Annotated in this window: 14 protein-coding genes; 11 read left to right on the plus strand and 3 right to left on the minus strand. The window is 34.6% G+C overall.

Annotation, left to right across the window (positions count from 1 at the left end; genetic code table 11):
- Positions 1-8 precede the first annotated feature (8 nt).
- The 5 genes from murD to ACQH6S_RS06240 all read left to right on the plus strand — a co-directional run bounded on the left by murD (position 9) and on the right by ACQH6S_RS06240 (position 5,284).
- The gene (gene murD, locus ACQH6S_RS06220; RefSeq protein WP_425360229.1) at positions 9-1,400 is read left to right on the plus strand and encodes a UDP-N-acetylmuramoyl-L-alanine--D-glutamate ligase; all 1,392 of its coding nucleotides are present in this window, start codon (positions 9-11) and stop codon (positions 1,398-1,400) included.
- On the plus strand, positions 1,393-2,541 hold the full coding sequence (gene ftsW / locus ACQH6S_RS06225; protein WP_094648599.1) for a putative lipid II flippase FtsW: 1,149 nt from the start codon (positions 1,393-1,395) through the stop codon (positions 2,539-2,541). Before murD ends, ftsW begins: the two co-directional genes overlap by 8 nt.
- Positions 2,538-3,614, plus strand: a complete 1,077-nt coding sequence (murG, locus tag ACQH6S_RS06230; RefSeq protein WP_094648600.1) for an undecaprenyldiphospho-muramoylpentapeptide beta-N-acetylglucosaminyltransferase — start codon at positions 2,538-2,540, stop codon at positions 3,612-3,614. The genes ftsW and murG overlap by 4 nt, the downstream gene beginning before the upstream one ends.
- Before the next feature lie 63 nt (positions 3,615-3,677).
- The gene (locus tag ACQH6S_RS06235; RefSeq protein ID WP_341748849.1) at positions 3,678-4,364 is read left to right on the plus strand and encodes a hypothetical protein; all 687 of its coding nucleotides are present in this window, start codon (positions 3,678-3,680) and stop codon (positions 4,362-4,364) included.
- Between the two features lie 260 nt (positions 4,365-4,624).
- Positions 4,625-5,284, plus strand: a complete 660-nt coding sequence (locus tag ACQH6S_RS06240; protein WP_425360230.1) for a GNAT family N-acetyltransferase — start codon at positions 4,625-4,627, stop codon at positions 5,282-5,284.
- Between the two features lie 232 nt (positions 5,285-5,516).
- Here ACQH6S_RS06240 and ACQH6S_RS06245 read toward each other — a convergent pair whose 3' ends face one another.
- The 3 genes from ACQH6S_RS06245 to clpB all read right to left on the minus strand — a co-directional run bounded on the left by ACQH6S_RS06245 (position 5,517) and on the right by clpB (position 10,012).
- On the minus strand, positions 5,517-6,341 hold the full coding sequence (locus tag ACQH6S_RS06245; protein WP_239832520.1) for a TatD family hydrolase: 825 nt from the start codon (positions 6,339-6,341) through the stop codon (positions 5,517-5,519).
- Between the two features lie 68 nt (positions 6,342-6,409).
- Positions 6,410-7,417 (minus strand): mitochondrial fission ELM1 family protein, encoded by a 1,008-nt coding sequence (locus ACQH6S_RS06250; protein WP_425360231.1) that lies wholly within the window; start codon positions 7,415-7,417, stop codon positions 6,410-6,412.
- A 15-nt stretch (positions 7,418-7,432) separates the two neighbouring features.
- Positions 7,433-10,012 (minus strand): ATP-dependent chaperone ClpB, encoded by a 2,580-nt coding sequence (gene clpB, locus ACQH6S_RS06255; protein ID WP_425360232.1) that lies wholly within the window; start codon positions 10,010-10,012, stop codon positions 7,433-7,435.
- A gap of 395 nt (positions 10,013-10,407) precedes the next feature.
- Between clpB and yidC the strand changes: the two genes are divergently transcribed.
- From yidC to ACQH6S_RS06285, 6 genes are all read left to right on the plus strand, one after another.
- Positions 10,408-12,099: a membrane protein insertase YidC gene (yidC, locus tag ACQH6S_RS06260; RefSeq protein WP_425360233.1), complete on the plus strand. Its 1,692-nt coding sequence runs from the start codon at positions 10,408-10,410 to the stop codon at positions 12,097-12,099.
- A complete protein-coding gene (gene yihA / locus ACQH6S_RS06265) occupies positions 12,089-12,697 on the plus strand; it encodes a ribosome biogenesis GTP-binding protein YihA/YsxC (protein ID WP_094648607.1) in 609 nt (202 codons plus the stop codon). The genes yidC and yihA overlap by 11 nt, the downstream gene beginning before the upstream one ends.
- Positions 12,698-13,257: 560 nt before the next feature.
- Entirely contained in the window at positions 13,258-13,545 is a 288-nt protein-coding gene (locus ACQH6S_RS06270) for a VirB3 family type IV secretion system protein (protein ID WP_094648608.1), read from the plus strand.
- Positions 13,546-13,571: 26 nt separating this feature from the next.
- Positions 13,572-15,986 (plus strand): VirB4 family type IV secretion/conjugal transfer ATPase, encoded by a 2,415-nt coding sequence (locus tag ACQH6S_RS06275; RefSeq protein WP_425360897.1) that lies wholly within the window; start codon positions 13,572-13,574, stop codon positions 15,984-15,986.
- 70 nt (positions 15,987-16,056) lie between these two features.
- Positions 16,057-19,041, plus strand: a complete 2,985-nt coding sequence (locus ACQH6S_RS06280) for a type IV secretion system protein (protein ID WP_425364429.1) — start codon at positions 16,057-16,059, stop codon at positions 19,039-19,041.
- 292 nt (positions 19,042-19,333) lie between these two features.
- Entirely contained in the window at positions 19,334-21,376 is a 2,043-nt protein-coding gene (locus ACQH6S_RS06285; RefSeq protein WP_425360898.1) for a type IV secretion system protein, read from the plus strand.
- Positions 21,377-21,388: the final 12 nt, after the last annotated feature.

Raw genomic sequence — 21,388 nt, forward strand, 5'->3', positions numbered from 1 at the left:
TAAAAATTATGTCATTATTTCTTTCACAAAAAAACAAGACTATAGGGATAGTTGGTCTAGGTAAGACTGGTATGGCTGCTTATCAATCGCTAAATAAAGTAGCTAGGATAATTTGTTATGATCAACTAGGTAGTAGTAGGGATGCTTTCAGTAAAATTTATGGAAACGATAATTTGGTTAGCTTTTCTGATCAGCGGTGGCAGGATATTGATAAGATATTGTTGAGTCCAGGTGTTCCCTTATCGCATGACATTGTTACCATGGCGAATGTCCGTAATATATCAATAACCTCAGATATAGACTTATTATTTGAGGAAGTTAAGTTTAGAGGTGGGAAGAAAGCTAATTTTATCGGTATAACTGGTACTAATGGTAAGAGTACTACCACTGCTTTAACTGGTCATATTTTACAGTTTTGTGGTTTTGATTATCCAGTTGGCGGGAATATTGGTGTTCCTGCCTTAAGTATGGGATTAGATTGTCAAGGGTATGTATTAGAGCTATCTTCCTTTCAGTTAGACTTATTAAGCAGTTTTAAAGCTAAAATTGCTGTGCTACTTAATATTACCGAGGATCATTTAGATCGGCATAATAATATGCAAGGCTATATTGTCGCTAAAAAGAAAATCTTTGATCGAATGGATAAAGATTCATTTGCCATAATTAGTGTTGATAATGAAATTACCAACAATATTTTCTTAGAGTTACAAAAGGAGAATACCACAAATTTAATACCAATCTCTGTTGGTAAAATCCTTGATAAAGGAGTATCAATTTGTAATAATGTTGTTTATGACAATATTTTTGAACCAATTACTATTAATTTGCCAAATAATAGCTATCTACAAGGCATCCATAATCAGGAAAATATTGTTGCCAGTTATGCGGCTTGTCGGATTATAGGGGTAAGACCAGAACAAATAATTGCTGCTATCGAGTTGTTTAAGGGGTTGCCGCACAGGATGCAATATGTTGGTACAATATACTCAGATCATTCGAGTATGATAAAATTTTATAACGATAGCAAAGCTACCAATAGCATTGCTGCTTCTAAATCCCTTGCTGCACTTGATAATATATATTGGCTAGCTGGAGGAGTGGCAAAAGAAGGAGGAATAACAAATTTAGCTCCATGGTTTGATAAAATTCATAAGGCTTATCTTTTTGGTCAAGATAAAGAACTTTTTGCATCGTCACTTAAGGGTAGAGTAAATTTTCAAATTTGTCAAAATTTGCAGGAGGCTTTTAATGTTGCAGTTAGAGATGCAATGCAAGATATAGGGAGCATAAAAAATATTTTGTTAGCTCCAGCTTGTGCCTCTTACGATCAATTTAAAAATTTTGAAGAACGCGGAAATCTATTTATAGAATTATATAATATTATTGCTAACCATGATTAAAGATAATCATAATAATGAATTATCTAACAATTACCTAAAATGGTGGTGGCGTAGTATCGACCAGCAAATGATTATTGCTTTAGTAATCCTGTTTGTTTTTAGTATGATGTTGGTTACTACAGCTGGACCAGTAATAGCAAATAGAATAGGACTCAATGAGCATTATTTTGCCTCTAGACAATTATTTTATCTTGCTAGTGCATCGCTATTGATCATTCTTTTTTCCCTTTTTTCCAAAAAATGGTTAAAGAGATTGTCAATTTTAGGATTTATTGTCAGCATATTGTTATTAATTTTAGTTAAATTCTATGGTTATGAAGTTAAGGGGGCTATTCGCTGGATTAATATTTTAGGTTTTTCGATGCAGCCTTCAGAATTTATAAAACCATTTTTTGCGGTAGTTGCAGGTTGGATATTATCATTGAAATTTGAGGGGGAATTTCCAAGTTTTTCTATTTGTATAGTTCTGTATGGTATCATTGCTTTATTATTAATTATCCAGCCAGATTTTGGTATGTTAGTGATGGTTACTGCAGTTTTTGGTATTCAGCTTTTTGTTGCTGGTATGCCAATATTTTGGATTATGCTTGCTGCTTTTATGTTGTTATTTGGTGTTACAGCAGCTTATTTTTGGCTGCCTCATGTAGCGAAAAGGATTAATAGTTTTTTTGATCCAGAGAGTATTAGTAATTATCAAGTTAGTAAGTCAATCAGAGCATTTGAGCATGGTGGTTTATATGGTTGTGGTCCTGGTGAAGGAGCGGTAAAACAAGTATTGCCGGATTCTCATGCTGATTTTATTTTTGCTGTTGCTGGTGAGGAATTTGGGGCGATTATCTGCTTGATAATTATAGGAATATTTGCTTTTATAGTGATTCGTAGTTTACTGAAACTCATTAACGAAGAAGATAAATTTGTTCAATTGGCAGCAAGTGGTATTGTTGCACAGATAGGTTTACAAGCCTTAATTAATATAGGTGTTACCTTGAATTTATTACCAACCAAAGGGATGACATTACCATTTATTAGCTATGGTGGTTCTTCAACTTTTGCCATAGCTATTGCTACAGGGATGCTGCTTGGTTTTACCAAACATAAAACTTCCCTTACTAACTATAAAATTCAAGATATTGACATATGAAGAGTATAATTGTTGTTGGTGGTGGTACGGCAGGTCATCTATTTCCCGCTATTGCTTTGGCTGAAGAATTGGTGAAACGCGGGTATAAATTACACCTTATTACTGACGTTAGATGCCAAAAATATTTAACTGAAGATTTACCGCTCATTCCACATATAATAAATTTTAGATTGCCACCGAAAGGGTTGTTTAATAAGTTTAAATTATTAATTTGTTTATTATTTATGATTTTTAAGATGTTATTGCTATTAGTGCAGGTCAAACCTTGTGTTATAATTGGGTTTGGTGGCTATCCCTCTGCTCCTCCTTTGATAGCAGCTGTATTGTTACGTATTCCTATCGTAATTTATGAACAAAACTGCTTTATTGGTAAGGTCAATAGATTATTCTTAAAATGGGCCAGAAGAGTTGCGCTTACCTATGAGGAAACTAAAAATTATAATATTGTTGACTATAATAAGAAATTAGTTATAGGAAATATAGTACGGGATAATGTTAAAAAGCTGAAAGTTAAGGATAATTTTAGCAATGATATTTTTCGAATATTGATTTTTGGTGGAAGTCAGGGAGCAAAGGTGTTTTCTACTTTAATACCGGAAGCGATTAAGATATTAGTGCAATCAAATCCTGATATTAAACTACATATTACCCAACAAGCTCCTCCAGAAGATTTAGACAATATTGCTAAAATTTATAGTGAATTAAACATCCCACATAAAATAGCCGATTTTTTTTATGATATGGATCAGCAATATGCCAATCAAGAACTAGTAATATCAAGGGCTGGGGCATCAACTATTTCTGAGCTTAGCTATATTGGCTTGCCGGCAATTTTTATTCCGCTACCTTTTGCTACTGAAAACCATCAATTCTATAATGCCAAGGCACTGGAAGATAGTGGGGCAGGGTGGTGTTTTGAACAAAATAAAATTACTGCAGAAAAATTAGCCGATAAACTCTTAGTGCTAATAAAAAATCGTGATATACTGGAGCGGGCATCTTGTGAATTATTAAAGCGTAAAAATGACGGTAGTAATATTTTAGCTGATACAGTAGAAGAAATAGTAAACTGATTCTTGCAACTTGGGTGATTTTGTGTCATTAATTATGTTACTATAAAATTATCGGACTAATTTATGTTAAAAAAAGTTATTATTATAGTTTTGGGATTATCCCTACTTTCAGGTTGTACTGATGGGTTTAGAGGATATTTCAAAAAATCTGCTAATAATAAAATTATAGATAGTAAAGGTTTTGCCGGTGGCAAACGTCCACCGCTTTATAATAAGAAATATATAGCGATGGCAAAAAGAAATGTTATGGAAGAAAATTTTGATGATGATGAGGGGGATTTGTTTAGTGAATATGATACTGAAACAATCAATCCAACTTTAAGAAATCGTCAAATGTATCTTAAGATGGTAAAACAAGATGCGGAACGTAATGAAAAACGTAAGCAAAATCAAGAAAAAGAATATCCTTCATTGAATTCGGCAAATGATAAGCTGAAGAAACAAAATAATGATAAGAATGATCAAGCAAATAATAATTTGCACAAAGAGCTAGAGCAAATTAAAGCTATTTTGCGTGAAACTAAGAAAGATTTAGAAAAATATAGATGTCCTGCACGACAAACTACTAACCAACAAACTGTTGATAAAGTTTTACCAAATAAAGCTAAAACAGGTAGTAGTAAAAAAATTAAGGAAGTCGAAGCCAGTAAGAATAATAAAATTAACAAGCCACTTGGCAAGTCAGAGATGCAAAAGAAATTTCTTAGTGAAGATGATGATATAAAGACCACTGATGCTATAGTCAAATGATGAGAAGTTGGGGACGTCGTCACTCGTTGCTTGCTTATTACTTAACATTATTGCGAGGTCATTGCGAGACCTTAGGTCTATGAAGCAATCCAGAAATGATTAAAAATGGATTGCCACGCTCACATACGTTCGCTCGCAATGACGACTTTTCTACTTTATTTTCTTAAACTGATGCCTATGTGTAATGACGGCTGAGGTTTGGGCATTCCTTGCAATGACGGAAGGGTTTTACCCAGGCGTCAACTATAGTAGGAGTAAATATGAACAATATATCCGCTAATTTTAAGTTAGCGTTAGCTAAGAATAATGGCAGCTTTTTTGAGCATGACATTATCTGTAATAATGAGTTAGTAAGATTAAGACCATTAAACGCAGATGATATGCCTGAGTTTGTTCGGTTCCATTATGATTACGCAGTTTGGAAATATTTTGCTATCAAAATGTCTCAAGTACAAGATATGAACGACTACGTTGATGATGCTATACAACAAAGGAAAATGGGTTTACGATATCATTTTACTATTGAAGAGCAGAAAACAGGAAAAATTGTTGGGTCAACGGCTTTTGGCAATTATTCTCCAAAAGATAGAAGGATAGAAATAGGTTGGAGTTGGATAGAAACATTGTTTCAAGGAAGTGGTATTAACAAAAATGCCAAGTTTCTTTTATTGCATTTTGCCTTTGATTACCTTAATATGGAAAGGGTAGAGTTTAAAACAGATGCACTTAATGTAAGAGCTAAAGGTGGGCTAATTAAAATTGGAGCAACTGAAGAAGGTGTATTGCGAAGCCACACTCTTATGCCTGATGATAGACGCCGAGATACAGTATATTATAGTATACTTAAAGATGAGTGGGATACAAAATTACGGTTAAAAAACTTTTCTGATTGCTCAGGCTCTATAGAAGCAGGGGGCTAGATTCCCCACAACTGTTGAAAGTTATAAGAGGAAGCGATTTTAGACCGGATAGTTTAAAAGTCGTATGTGGTCAACGTCTATTAGCGAGAAAGACCTTAGGTCGACGAAGCAATCCACAAAAGTAACCAAAGATGGATTGCCACGACCTACTTGCGTGGTCTCGCTAATAGCGGAAAACCTATCTAAAACCCGCTTTACCTTCTAACTTTCAACAGTTGTGCTAGATTCCCGCTTACGCGGGAATGACAATAGTGGGAGGAAATGATAATAGTGGGCGGGAATTACAATTTACAACTAGATGGGTTTTGCTGAATAAAGATATAAAATTTGTGGTAGTAGCATTTGCTACTGTTTCTAGGTTTGTTTCTTTTATTTCAGCTATTTTTTCTGCTACATATTTGACAAAAGCTGGTTCGTTTTGTTTGCCACGCATCGGAACAGGGGCAAGATAAGGAGAATCTGTTTCAATTAATAACCGGTCTAGTGGAATATAACGTACTATATCCTGTAAATCGGTGGCGTTTTTAAAGGTTACAATTCCAGCAATCGATATATACATACCAAGGTCAAGCATTTTTTTTGCCAAATGCTTTGAAGCGGTAAAGCAATGAATAAGACCGTGAAACGCGGTATTTTGCATTTCGCTACTTAAAATATCAATAGTATCTTGTTCGGCTTCTCTTGTATGGACTATAATTGGCAACCCGGTACTTTGAGATGCCTGTATATGTTGCCCAAAAGAACTAATCTGTTGATGTTTGTCTGATGTCTGGTAATAATAATCGAGACCAGTTTCACCAATGCCAATAATTTTTGGATGATTACAATATTCCATAATAGTTTCGCACGAGACAATTTCCTTCACTTCATTGGGGTGAACTCCACACGAAGCAAAGACATTACCGTATCTTACGGCTATTTCTAAAATATCCGGCAATTCCTCAATGGTAGTACATATAGTCTGCATGTACTTAACATTATTATTCTCAGCTCTGCTTATTATGGCTGATAAATCTTCTTTTAACATGTTGAGGTGACAATGAGAATCAATTAATATACTTTCTGCATAAGCCAGGCTAGTTGGTGCCAGGCTAGTTGGTGATTTTGTTGTCGAATTATGGATCATCATTTTATCCAATTTTTTGTAATTATGATATTAGCAATTTTTTCTACTTCATTAAGAGGGGCATAATTATAGTTTTCAAGCTGAATTACAGATTTGTCTAGTATTTTAGCTATTCCTAATTCTAGCAAATTTTGTGTAAATGCTAGATGTTTAGGTGATTTAAAATTACTAGGACAGAATATATAAAGAGGTTTACCAGTGGAAGCTGCCTCACTACACATAGAAATCGAATCAGCCGTAGAAATTATGTAATCTGCCTGTGCCAACATCCCAAAATAAGGATTAGGTTTAGCTTCTTCCTCTGTTGGATCGTAAATAATAGCCGATGAAGGTACCTTATTTTTGATAATTTGTTTTGCTGAATTAGGAGTACGTCGACTAAAGCTAATAAACAAGGTATGTTTTTCATCTTGGGTCTTAGTAAGATTAGATAATATTGCAGCAAATTCGCGAGCATTTTCGTCGGTAAATTGATAATTTTTGCTATTACCACCAATAATTACCGATATAAACTGCTTAAGATCTGGATAATTTTTGCGTAACTCAATACCGCCATCCTGTATTTTTGCTTGAACATTATTAAGAGCTCCAGTAATTCTCAATATATTCTTGTCATTCGTGCATAGTTCTTCCCTGCTAACCTTATCATGATGCGGTAAAATAATTAGGTCAAATTGCTTAAATGGTAGGTTGGGGTGCATAATTTGAATAATTTTTACTTTCCCAGCAGATTTATGTTTTAAATAACTCGCTAAAGAAGCGGTTCTTCTTCCAGCAGAAATTATTAAGTCAGGGAAGCCTTCCATTTCCCACGATTGTAATAGCTGCTTTTTCACATGGATAGGGCTAAGGGCTAGTAAAAAATTTGGTAATTTACCCCAAAAATTATATTCAATAGGTTTTAATTGATAACCAAGACCAAGCTTTTCTGCTAGAGCTATAGCTTGATTGACATTACCCACCCTGCTGTCAGCTAATACCCAAATTTTGGGTTTAATATTGTGCATTTTTCATAATTATTGTTAAGTTATCATTTTATCAATAGCTAATTCATTATTTATTGCTTTTATATTTACAATATCACCGCTACCGATTCTACTAGAAAGAATCATTTTGGCGAAATTATTCTGTAATTCTCGTTGAATAACTCTTTTCAATGGTCTAGCACCAAACATTGAATCATAACCTTTATCAGCCAGGTAATTTATTGCCGATTGATCAAATTGCAATGTAATATTTTGTTGTGAAAGAATTTCTTTCAAATTATCTAGTTGTATTTTGACAATATCATGTATGTCAGCACGAGTTAGTTTATGGAATAGAATAATCTCATCTAGCCTATTTAAGAATTCAGGTTTAAATGTTGCTCGTACATGTTGCATTACTTGTTCTTTAATTGCATCTTGGTCATCATCTTGCTGTTGATTAATAAGTATTTCAGCCCCAAGGTTGGAAGTAAGAACAATGATGGTATTTTTAAAATCAACAGTTATTCCTTGACTATCAGTTAGACGCCCTTCATCCAAAATTTGTAACATGATATTGAAAATATCCGTATGGGCTTTTTCTACCTCATCAAATAAAATAACTTGATAAGGTCTCCTACGTACCGCTTCTGTTAAAACTCCTCCCTGCTCATAACCAACATAGCCTGGAGGAGCCCCAATCAAACGTGATATAGAGTGTTTTTCCATATATTCAGACATATCAATTCTGAGAATGGCATTACGATCGTCAAATAAAAAAAGTGCCAAAGCTTTGGTTAGTTCCGTTTTACCAACACCAGTTGGACCTAAGAATAAAAACGATCCAAGTGGTCTATTATGATCCTGTATTCCAGCACGAGAACGACGCACAGCATCGCTGACTCCTTTTATAGCTTCATCTTGACCGATTACCGATTGACGTAGTTTATCTTCCATCGCTAATAACTTCTCACGTTCGCTTGATAGCATTGTGTCAATCGGTATACCAGTAATTTTGGAAATAATTATAGCTATATCGTTTTCTGATACAACTTCTTTTGATAATTTGTTATTTCCCCCTTCTACTGCTTGTTGTAGTTTCTTAGTCAAATCAGGAATAATACCATATTTCAACTCACTAGCTCGGGCAAGATCACTACTTCTTTCTGCTCTTTCAAGTTCTAAACGAGCTTTTTCTAGCTCTTCTTTTAATTTCTGTTCAATATGTATTTTGGATTTTTCAGCTTGCCAGCTAGCATTCATATCGTAAGAACGAGATTCAAGTTTAGTTAATTCGTCTGTTAATTGGATAATTTTCTTTTTTGAATATTCATCATCTTCTTTTTTTAGAGCTGCTAGCTCAATTTTTATTTGAATGATACGACGATCAAGCTCATCTAATTCTTCCGGTTTGCTAGATAATTCTATTTTTAGCCGACTACATGCTTCATCGATTAAATCAATAGCTTTATCTGGTAAATAACGATCGGTAATATATCTGTTAGATAGAGTGCTAGCGGCAACTATAGCACTATCAACAATTTTTACGCCATGATGTAATTCGTATTTGTCCTTAATACCACGCAGAATCGAAATAGTATCTTCTACTGTTGGTTCATTAACGTAAACTGCTTGAAATCTTCTGGCAAGAGCGGTATCTTTCTCGATATATTTGCGATATTCATCTAAAGTCGTAGCACCGATACAATGAAGTTCTCCTCTAGCAAGCATTGGCTTTAGTAAATTTGATGCATCCATGGCTCCGTCTGTCTTACCAGTTCCTACTAAAAGATGTAGCTCATCAATAAATAAAATAATCTCCCCACTAGAGTGCTTAATCTCATTTAATACAGCTTTTAGTCGTTCTTCGAATTCACCACGATATTTAGCCCCAGCAATTAAAGCTCCCATATCAAGTTCAATGATTCGACAATTTGCTAGAGTTTCTGGAATATCTTGGCTAAATATTCTTTGGGCTAACCCTTCTATTATGGCTGTTTTACCAACTCCTGGCTCTCCTATTAGCACGGGATTATTTTTCATTCTTCTTGACAAAACTTGCACGGTTCTTCTAATTTCCTCATCTCTACCGATGATTGGATCAAGTTTACCAAGTTCTGCTAGCTCGGTTACATCTCTACCATATTTTTTTAGGGCGTCATAACTACTTTCAGAAGAGTTATTATCTGCTGTCTTACCTTTTCTTAACTGTAAAATTGCTGCGTTTATTTTTTTATTAGTTATTGCATTCTCTGATAAAATCTTACCAGCAGAGGTTTTATCATATGATAATGCCTCAAAAATTCTCTCAATAGTTATAAAACTATCGGCATTATTCTTTGCAAGCTCTGATGCTTTATCAAGTAATTTTAGTGCTTCTGATGATAGGTAAAGTTGTCCTCCTCCCTCTATTTGCACTTTTGGGATTTTGTTTAATTCTACGGTTATAGCTCTATTCAAATCATCGAAGCTAGTACCTAAAGTATTAATAAGATTATCAATAACTCCACTATCATCGTTTAATAAACTCGCCAATATGTGTAATGGCAATATTTGCTGATGATCATTTTTTGCTGCTATGCTTTGGGCATTAGATAATACAGATTTTGCCTGGGTAGTAAATTTATCTATGTTCATTGCCATAACCTCATAAATTTTAAATTAACTCAAAGTTTATTATAGCCAACCCGATTAGTATTACTCCGTCATTGCGAGCGAACATATGTGAGCGTGGTAATCCTTTCTAATTACTTTTTTGGATTACTTCGTCGACCTGCGGTCTTCTCGCAATGACGTTAGTTTGTTATGAGCTATACTATAAATATATCATAATATTTTCTTCCACTAAGTACTTTAATATATAATTAATGGTGAATAATAATACAAGAGATGCTGATGGTATATTAAATCAATAAATCAAATTTCTTGATTAATTTACTTAAATCTTATAGAACTCATAGGAGTAGTATAATGAATACCCTAAATTTAGGGTATTCTATTTTATATAATATAAATTATTTTTTAGACCGGTAATGAATCATAACATAGTTAACTTGGTAGCTGCAATTGTCTTGTCCCTTGGGATTATTTTTGGATGGCAATATTTTTATGATAAACCAAGATTACAAAAATTAGAACAGCAAAATAAAATATATAACAAGCAAGTTCAAGAGTTAAAGAAAAAGAATACTCAAGTAGCACCCCCTAAAGAAGCTGAATCACCTGTTTCTACCAAGAGAATTCGGATAGACTCAGAACTTCTTTCTGGCTCGATTGCTTTAAAAGGACTCCGGTTTGATGATTTAATTTTGTTGAAATATAAGCAAGATTTATCACCAGACAGTAAACCTGTTGTGTTATTTGCCCATTCTCAGTCAGAAGAAGCTTATTTTGCTGAAATAGGCTGGTTTAACAAGGATAATAGTATTATTCTTCCTGATAGTGAAACTCTGTGGCAGGCTGATAATGATCAGTTAACGCCTACAAACCCTGTGAATTTGTCATGGATCAACAAAGATGGGGTTAAATTCTTGGTTACGATAAGTATGGATAGTAATTATTTATTTACCATAGATCAAACTACGGTGAATGATAGCAAAGAACCAATTTCAGTGCAATATTATGGACTAATTAACCGTAAATATATTGGTAAAGAAAAATCAGTTAATATACTACATCAAGGACCAATCGGTGTTATTGATGGTAGGCTTAAAGAACATTCTTTTGACGATTTAAAAGATAAGAAAATTGAGAAATTTCCACAAACTGTTGTTGATTGGGTTGGTATAACCGATAAATATTGGTTATCTTCCTTAATTCCAGATAAAGCTAGTATATATAGTTCCAACTTCAATTATGCAATGAAAAACGGTGTTGAAAAATACCAGGTCGACTTCATTTCTTCAACTCAGACTATAGAAGTAGGACAAAAACTCACTATATCGCAAAGATTATTTGCCGGAGCAAAGAAAGTTGACTTATTAGACAAATACGAAAAGCAATATAATATTAAATTATTTGACCGGGCAATTGATTTTGGTTGGTTTTATATAATCACTAAACCAGTCTTTAATGCTATGAACTTTTTTTATCACTATGTTGGTAACTTTGGCATTAGTATTTTGATTGTAACTGTTATTATAAAACTGCTAATGTTTACTTTGGCTAATAAATCATATCGTTCTATGAAGAGAATGAAAAATATTCAGCCTGAAGTAGAGAGGATTAGAGCGTTATATGCTGATGATAAAATGAGACTTAACCAAGAAGTTATGGCGTTGTATAAAAGAGAAAAGGTTAATCCCCTTGCTGGTTGTCTACCGATTATTGCACAAATTCCGGTGTTTTTCTCAATTTACAAAGTGTTGTACGTAACTATTGAGATGCGTCAGGCACCATTTTTTGGTTGGATAAAAGATCTGTCTGCTCCCGATCCAACATCAATTTTTAACTTATTCGGGTTACTGCCATTTGCCTGCCCAAGCTTCCTAATGATTGGTGTATGGCCTATTTTTATGGCTCTTACTATGTTCTTACAGCAAAGGATGACTCCACAACAGTCAGCCGATCCAATTCAAGCTCAAGTAATGAAATTTATGCCGCTAGTTTTTTTAGTAATGTTTAGTAGTTTTCCAGTGGGAGTAGTGATTTATTGGTCTTGGAGTAATATTTTATCAATAGCTCAGCAATATTACATTAATAAGCTAGATAAGAATGTCGGTTGATAAGGTTACAAAACTATTTCGGCAAGAGGTAAAATTTATAGCTGGTGTGGCAAAAATAAATCAGTTCCCTAATACATCTGTACCAGAGATTGCCTTTGTTGGTAAATCAAATGTTGGTAAGTCGAGTTTGATTAATAGTATCTGTAATAATTCAAGTATTGCTAAGGTTTCTAATACTCCTGGTCGCACTAGGCAAATAAATTTTTTCTCCCTTATCGATAGACTTATTTTAGTTGATCTTCCTGGATATGGCTTTGCTGAAGTGCCAATATATATCAAACAACAGTGGGAAGTATTAATAACATACTATCTCAGAATGAGTGTAAATCTCAAATTAGTAAATTTGTTGATTGATGCTAGAAGAGGAGTAAAGCAAAATGATATGGAAATTGCTAAATTGTTACTTTCTTGCAATAAAGATTTCCAAATTGTTTTCACCAAGTCAGATAAGGTAACAGATAAAGAAAACCTAACGGCGACAGCACAGAATTTTCTTGCAACTTTGGGCTACTCCTGTAATGTAATTTATACAAGTAGTAGGAGTAAAGAAGGGGCCAAAGAATTGCAGTTTAGTTTGGCAAAATGCATTAAATTATAAACTCACCTCACGTATGGCATTTAAAAGTCATATAGCAAATAGCTTGGCGTCATTGTATAAGCGTCGGTTTAAGAAAATAAAGTAGAAAAGTCGTCGTTGCGAGCCACCGTAGGTGGCGTAGCAATCCATTTCTAATCACTTTTCTAGATTGCTTCGTCGACCTTACGGTCTCCTCGCAATGACGGTTTTTCAATTATTGTTTTCTCAAACTGACGCTTATGCGTACGTTTGCTCGCAATGACGTTTTAATTGGCAACTCACGTTAATGAAAAAAATAACTAATATTACAAAAATAATGAAAACATCTATTAGTGGAGCATAAAAATCTGCTATAGTGAATTAACTTGAATTGGCGACGTTATAAATTCGATTAGTATTTAGTCTCAGCGTCATTGCGAGACCACGTAGTGGTCGTGGCAATCCAAAAAAACGATTAAAATGGATTGCTTCGGAGGCTTACGCCTCCTCGCAATGACAGCATGATGGGTGCGGCACTAATTCAGGTGAATTGACTATATATTTACAGATATAACCGAATTGGAGTTAAAGGGGATTAATTTATGTCAGGTAGTTTAGTATCAGATCCGTTATTTGTTGGTTTAACAAGACCTGCAATGATATTTGGCGTGAGTATAAAATTTGCAGCACTTAATATGATCATATCGATGTCATTATTTATTCAAAGTAATAGTATTATGAATTTGCTTGTTGCTTTTGTAATTCATATGATAGGGTATGTAATATGTTTTAAAGAACCAAGATTTATAGAATTGTTCTTAAATAAATCTTCTAAATGTAGCCAGTGTCCTAATAAATCATTCTATGGAGCGAACTCATACGGTATTTAAAAGAACAGTTATAAAATGACAAAATGATAAAATTATCTGTAACAAAAGCAGCAAAAGAATCGAGTTCTAGGAAAGAAAAACCTACTTCTCATTTTATTCCTTATAAGTGCCATTGGGATAGTAATACTATCCTAACCAAAAATAATGAATTATTACAAGTAGTAAAGATAGGGGGGTTTTCCTTTGAAACAGCTGATGATGAAGATTTAGATATTAAAAAAAATATCAGGAATTCTTTGCTTAAAAATATGTCATCAGGCAACATTGTGATGTATTTCCACACGATCAGGAGGCGTAGACCAGTGATTTTTGATGGGCTGGAATATACCTCTGATCCTACCATAAAAGTACCTAATGATTTCACAACTTATTTATCAAATGAATGGCGTAAGAAACATGCCGGTTCTAGGTCTTTTTTTAATGAGTTGTATGTTAGTATTCTTTATCGACCAGATAAAGCTGGAGTTGCTGTAATCGAGTACTTTGTTAAGAAGTTGATGCAAAAGTCTAATAAATCGGCTTGGGAAAATGACATGCGAGAGATGCAGGACAGTCTAAGAGAAATGTCCTCAAGAGTAGTTAACACTTTCCATAGTTATGGTGCTACGCTACTTGGCGTCCGCAAATCTAGTAGTGGCTATTGTTGTGATATTATGGAGTTTCTTGGTACTCTGGTAAATTGTGGTTCTTCAATGCAAATGGTTGTTCCCAGAAGTTCAATAGACCAATATCTTCCAACCCATAGATTATTTTTTGGTTCTAGATCCATAGAAGCACGTGGTCCAGCGGGTAGAAGATATGCTGGGATACTAAGTATTTTAGAATATGGACCATCTACATCAGCTGGGATATTTGATGGCTTTTTACAAATGCCTTTTGAATTTGTTATGACTCAGAGTTTTATTTTTGCTAATAGAACGGTGGCAATTAATAAAATGCAACTACAACAAAATAGGATGATTCAATCAGACGATAAGGCTGTATCACAAGTTGCCGAAATCTCTCGAGCACTTGATATGGCTACCAGTGGTGATATTGGTTTTGGAGAACACCATTTTTCACTTCTCTGCTCTGATAGTAATTTAAAATCTCTTGAAGATACTTTATCTATGGCTTCTGTTGAACTCTCTAATTCTGGAATTCAACCTGTTAGAGAAAAAATTAATATGGAACCGAGTTATTGGGGACAGCTTCCTGGGAATATGGATTATATAGTAAGAGGTTCGACTATCAATACTTTAAACATGGCTAGTTTTGCATCTATGCATAATTATCCATTAGGTAAGGTTTTTAATAATCATTGGGGAGAATATGTGACTGTACTCGATACTACTTCGGGTACTCCTTTTTATTTCAGTTTTCATGTTCGGGACGTTGGGCATAGTTTGATTATTGGTCCAACTGGGGCTGGTAAAACAGTATTAATGAATTTTTTATGTGCACAAGCACAAAAATTTAAACCAAGAATGTTCTTTTTTGATAAAGATCACGGTGCAGAAATATTTATTAGATCCCTTAACGGGATTTATACCACCATTGATCCGGGGGGAGAATGTAACTTTAATCCCTTACAACTTGATGATACTGGAGAGAATAGAACATTTATATTAGAGTGGCTTAAAGTATTGGTTACTTCTAATGGAGAGTCGTTATCATCCGAAGATAATAAGACTCTATCACAAGCAGTAAGCGGTAATTTTAAGCTAGAAAAGAAAGATAGAAGGTTAAAAAATGTTGTAGCATTTTTAGGCATTGATGGTCCTAATAGTTTGGCAGGTAGAATTGCTATGTGGGTTGGGAGAGGTTCGCATGCCAGAATATTTGATAATGAGACAGATAATATCGATTTACAGAAAGCTCGAGTATTTGGTTTTGATATGACAGAGTTGTTAAAAGATCCAGTTAGTCTTGCTCCTGTATTATTATACATCTTCCATAGAATTAGTATTTCTTTAGATGGTCAGAGAACTATGATAGTTCTTGATGAGGCATGGGCTTTGATTGATAATCCGGTATTTGCTCCGAAAATTAAGGACTGGCTAAAAGTTTTGCGTAAGTTAAATACTTTTGTAATTTTTGCTACCCAAAGCGTTGAAGATGCAGCTAAAAGCAGAATCAGCGATACTCTGATTCAACAAACTGCAACCCAAATATTTTTACCCAATCTTAAGGCAACTGATATTTATCGTAGTGCCTTTATTCTTAGTCAACGGGAATATATTTTAATAAAAACTACTGATCCAACATCGCGTTATTTTTTAATAAAACAGGGAGTAGATGCGGTTGTTGCTAAAATAAGCCTAGATGGTATGAATGATATTATTAATGTTCTTTCTGGTCGGGTTGAAACGGTGTTATTGTTGAATAAGATTAGAGAGCAATATGGTGATGATCCTGAAAAATGGTTACCTATATTTTATGAGGAAGTAAAGTCACTTTAGTTAATTTATGCATTACAAACATAGAAAATTATTAACCCTGTTATACTGTAACTTTAGTGTCAGTGGCTTATTGTATAGTGTTAAAGCATTTGGTAGGATACTGATCTTATGTAGTATACTCAATATTACTGCTATCCATAATAGTTATGCAGAAGAAGAAGATGCTTTAGGTACTATAATTACTACTCTTTCAAGGTTGACCTGTGAAACTCGGGGTGTGGGTGACTTATTACGTACAGAATTTTCTCACACTTGTATACCAGGGTCGTTTTTTTCCTTTGCTACTGCGAATATAATCTCGCCAGGGGTTTATGCTAATACGATGCTGCGTCTTAAAATAAATGATCATGAATTATTTGATGGAGATTACCCTGGGGGGCAGTGTGCAAGAAATAATAAAATTGATCCAAACGATCCCAAATTAACCTTTGCATTTTGCAATAATATTAAGCTACAAACTGCTAGGATAAAGGCAATAGGTATTTCTGCCATTGCTATTGCTAAAGCCGTATTAACCGGTTCTGATCCATGGCATGATATTATGGAGGCTTGGAAAGATAATAAGGGCGAATTTCATGTTATTTATAAGGATCAAAAAGATGGTGATACCGGTGTAATGTTAGACGTGCTTTTGCCAGTTGTTTTTAAAGTAGTAAGGCAAAAGGATACTATGTGTGTAGCTGCTCCTACTATATTAGCAGATTGGGTGCCGGTTGGTTGTAAGTATATTAGAGAACCCCACCCTGAATCTATATATGCGTCTTTTATGAATCTTGGTGATAATTCTCAAAATGGTTCTAACAAAACTGCTACTGATCCAATGGCAATAGTTGATTGTGGTTTATCATCCTCTAGTTGTTACCAAAGGGCTTATAATAATTCTAAGACAGCTATAGTTATCTCTGCTCCATTAATCGAATGTATTAAAGAAATGACCGCAAGATTACTGATTAGTAAAGATGTTTGTACATTTGATGATGTTAATAAAGTGGTTAATTCTAGTAAAAGGGAGAGTAGTGTATTATTTCAATTTCAGCGTAATATGCACAGAACTGTCACTGCTTTATTAACTATATATGTAATTTTCTTTGGTTTTAAAATCATACTTTCTAGTGAAATTCCACCTAAAAATGAAATAATTAATTTTGTATTAAAAATGTTATTTGTAACCTATTTCTCTGTAGGTATAAATATTACTCCCAATAGTGGTTCTGACTATAATCGACTAGATGGTATGGTGCAATGGGCTTTTCCTTTGTTATTAGGAGGAATAGATACGCTTGGTGGTTGGGTTATGAATTCTGCCCCATCAGATTTGTGTAAATTTAACCCTGAAGATTATAGCGATAAAAGTCTTTCTTATCTGCCATTATGGGATGCATTAGATTGTCGGGTAAGTCATTATTTGGGATTAGATATACTATCAACGATGATGGTAGAAAATCAATATAGAAATCATGATTTCAAGAGTTTTGACTTCTTTAGTTTCTCAGCCCCACCTTATGTATATTTACTGATTCCTGCTATTATTTCAGGCAACATGACTCTTGTATCTTTAGCACTTTCTTATCCTTTATTAGTGATTTCTGTTGGAGCATTTATGGTGAATGCTACAGTGATGTGCATGATATCTATAGTAATATTGGGTGTTTTAGCACCTCTTTTCGTACCAATGTTTTTATTTGAATATACACGAGGTTACTTTGAATCGTGGGTAAAATTGCTAATATCATTTTTGTTACAGCCTATGGTGGTGGTGACCTTTATGATTATGATGTTTTCGGTTTACGATGTTGGTTTTTATGGTCACTGTAAATATACAAGTAAAACCATAAACAATAGTATAGAAAGTGGTGGCGACGGAAAAAGAGCTGTGAAAATATTTTTTGTTAATAATGATTGGAGTAAGTATACTAAAGACGAAGTTAAAAGTTGTAAGAATAGCCTAGGTTATATGCTTAATAATCCACTTGCAACAGTTGTTGATTTTGCTAAAGATAACCTAAATGAGATGCTTAAAGAAAAGCCAGGAAGTGGTAGTACAGATAGTTATTTATCTAAATTTCAGTTTCTGCAGGGTGTTGTTATGGGGCCCGGTATGTTCTTTGTATCACCAAAATTAATTTTTGAAAAAATTAAAGATATTGTGCTAGCGTTAATTACTGCCTGCTTTACTTTGTATTTAATGTATCACCTTAGTGCTCAGTTAGCAGAATTTGCGGCTGATATGACCGAGGGTGTGGCACTTAGTAGTGTTGCCATTCATCCGCAAGCAATATTTAAAGCTGGTATGGCTGCTATTGGAGCAGCTGGAAACATGGCAGGAGATAAAGCAGCCGGAGGAGGGGGAGCTAAGGATTTGGCTGGTGGTGGTAAAGGTGGCGATAAAGGTGAATTAGCTGGAGATAGTAATAGTACTACTGGTGATGAATCAGTAGGAGATAGCGTAAGTACCAGTGGTTCAGCTGGAGCTACTGGCTCAGCAGGAGGTGGAACGAAATCTTTAGGAGGTACTGGAGCTTCTTTGCCAATTCGTCGCATTGCAGAAGCTACTGTAGCTGCTGTTAATGAAGGCGGTTCTTCAAGTGGAGGAGGGGCTTCACAGGAAGCAAGAAGTAATTTAGAGACGAGTGTTGGTGAAAGTCCTGTTTTAGCGGCAACTACTACAATAGCAGCAACAGATAGTCCTATTGATAAATCACCACCGCTAGCTACTAATAAACAGGAATTAGGTAAGCCCTTAGAAAAGGCAACTCCTGCTGCATCAGCAACTCCTGCATCAGCATTGGCAAAAGAGCAAAATGCTTCTGGTGCTTCTGGAGTACTTTCTAAAACTTCGAAAGAAATGGAGAATCACACCTTAAAACCTGGAGATACTGGTTACGTTAAACAAGAAATAAGAAATCGTGAAATAAAAGATAGAAATGCTAAATTAGAGGAACAAGCATTTAAAGATTTCAAAGCAAAATCTATTAAAAATAGAGCAGCTAGACAAGTTATAGCTGATAGTGCTAATGTAAAAGTAAAAAAAGATGGCTCTGATGAAAATTCATAAAGCCACTCACCTTACGCATAAACCTAGTAGCAATTTAAAAATTGCAAAAAAGTACAAGACGTCATTGCGAGGAGGTGCGAGCCAAGAAGCAATCCAAAAAGTGATCAAAAATAGATTGCCACGACCACTACGTGGTCTCGCAATGACCAGTACTCTTACCAAGAAGTCATTGCGAGGAGGTGTAACCGACGAAGCAATCCATAAAACTAACCAAAAATGGATTGCTTCGTCTTGCGGCTCCCGCATTCCTCGCAATGACGTCAGACTATTTTTCCTATGTCTTTTAAATGCCATGTGTAAAGTGAGTAAAGCCATACAAATTTTTATACAATTTTGCTTAATATTTTTTGCAGTTGAGGTTTTTGCTGGTTATGGAGAGCTGTGTCCATCAGTCTCATTTGGAACCGATGATTATTTAAAGAAAAGTACTGCTTACGGTCATATTATGTATAGTATTGATATGACCAACCCTCTTGCTCCTGATGCTTGCGATCCAAGTGATGCAAGATTTAAATTTTGTCTAAAAAATAAAAAAGGGAGTCCTAAAGAATGTACAGTTATTACTCTTAACTTAAATGACTCTAAGACTCTCGGTGAGTTAAGTGCTGATAATCCTGATTTAGGTGGAAACAGTTTGTTGAAGGATATTATTCTGACAGTAAAAATTGTTGATAGACGCTTATTGTGCCTGGTCATGTCTACTTCAAAAGGACCATTTCCATTGGCTTGTAAGAATACTACCACACCAGCTCCGCCATTGCCGCCAGATGAACAATGTCGGAATATAGGTAAAACTTGTTATATGGGTACTACCAGAAGTCAGTCGTTATTTAATTTTTCTGGGTTAGCTGTAGATTGCATGAAGGAAACTCTGGATAAAGTTTTTTTCCGTTATAGTAACTGTAACCCAAAAAATGATAAAGTTAGTTTGGTTGCCCTTAATCCATTCTCGACCTTTCAAGAATCTTTGAAAGTATCTATTAGGGCAGCGTTAATATTATATATTATGTTTTTTGCTGTTAATATGATTCTAAGCAAGGAATATGGTAATTTAGATAAAATAGCAACTTTTGTTATGAAACTAATAATGGTGACTTATTTTGCTACAGGTATTGGACCAGCTTATTTTAAGGGTGGTAAAGAAACTACTGACAATGGGATGTTGCAGTATGGCTTACCGTTACTTACTGAACTTACTCCACAATTTGCCCAAATAGTTTTTAATTCTGGTGGTTCTAGAGGGTTATGTGAATTTGATGCTAAGAAATATAAAAATGGTTATAGTTTTTATGCCCTTTGGGATGCTGTTGATTGTCGGATAGCTTATTATTTGGGTATGGGGTTAATCTATAATACAGAAGCTATTTTAAATAACGTTCCTAGTACTGTGTCGGACAGCAATAGCAATAAAGGTACTGCTATTGAAGATTTTAAAAAACCTGGTAGTGAAGCTCCGGATGATTTGGGTAAGGTAGGGGCATTCAGATTTTTTACTGTATTATTTGGCTTTTTATTAGCTGGTAATATCATAATAGTAGTATCTGGGTTAATATTTTCTGTAATATTTATCTCAATAATTTTATATTTTTTAACCCATTACTTAGTATGTTTAGTTACCATATATGTCATGACCTATATTTCTCCTATATTTATTCCTATGGCTTTATTTACTAGAACCAAAGCATATTTTGACGCATGGCTAAAAATTTGTATATCTTGTGCATTGCAGCCTGCGGTAATAGCTGGTTTTATTGCCTTGCTGCTTACTATGTACGATTCGGCAATATACAAGAATTGTCAGTTTATGAGGCATGACTATGTACATAATGAGGTTCAGTTTAGTACTTTTGAGCTTAGATTGCCAATAGATAAGCCTGAAGATTGTAGAAATAGTGCTGGGTATAAATTATTACAATATTATTCAGGAGTAGGTTGGGAAAAGCATCTTTTAAGTTTTTTCCCAATTAAATCAATTGTTACAGATATCTTCTCATTGATGATAGATTTACTATATGTATTAGTTTTCTCAATTATTTTTTATTATTTCTCAAAATCAATTAGTCAGTTTGCAGCTGAGCTTACTGGTGGTCCGATCATGGATTCTGTAACAGCCAGTCCTACTAAGATAGTTGACATGGTTAAGAAAGGGATAGACTTTATTGCCGATGCTTCAGAAAAATCAAGCGGAAAAGTACCCGAAAAAGATCCCGTAGAAAAACCAAGGAAAGGAGGGGAAGAAGCAAAAGATTCTAGTAGTGGTGGTATGGGTGGCGGTGGTAGCGATATGGGTGCAGGTGGTGGCGGTGGTGGTATGAGTCCTGGTGGTGCTGGGTAATGGCTAGAATTA

The organism is Candidatus Tisiphia endosymbiont of Mystacides longicornis (assembly GCF_964031095.1).
GTDB lineage: Bacteria > Pseudomonadota > Alphaproteobacteria > Rickettsiales > Rickettsiaceae > Tisiphia.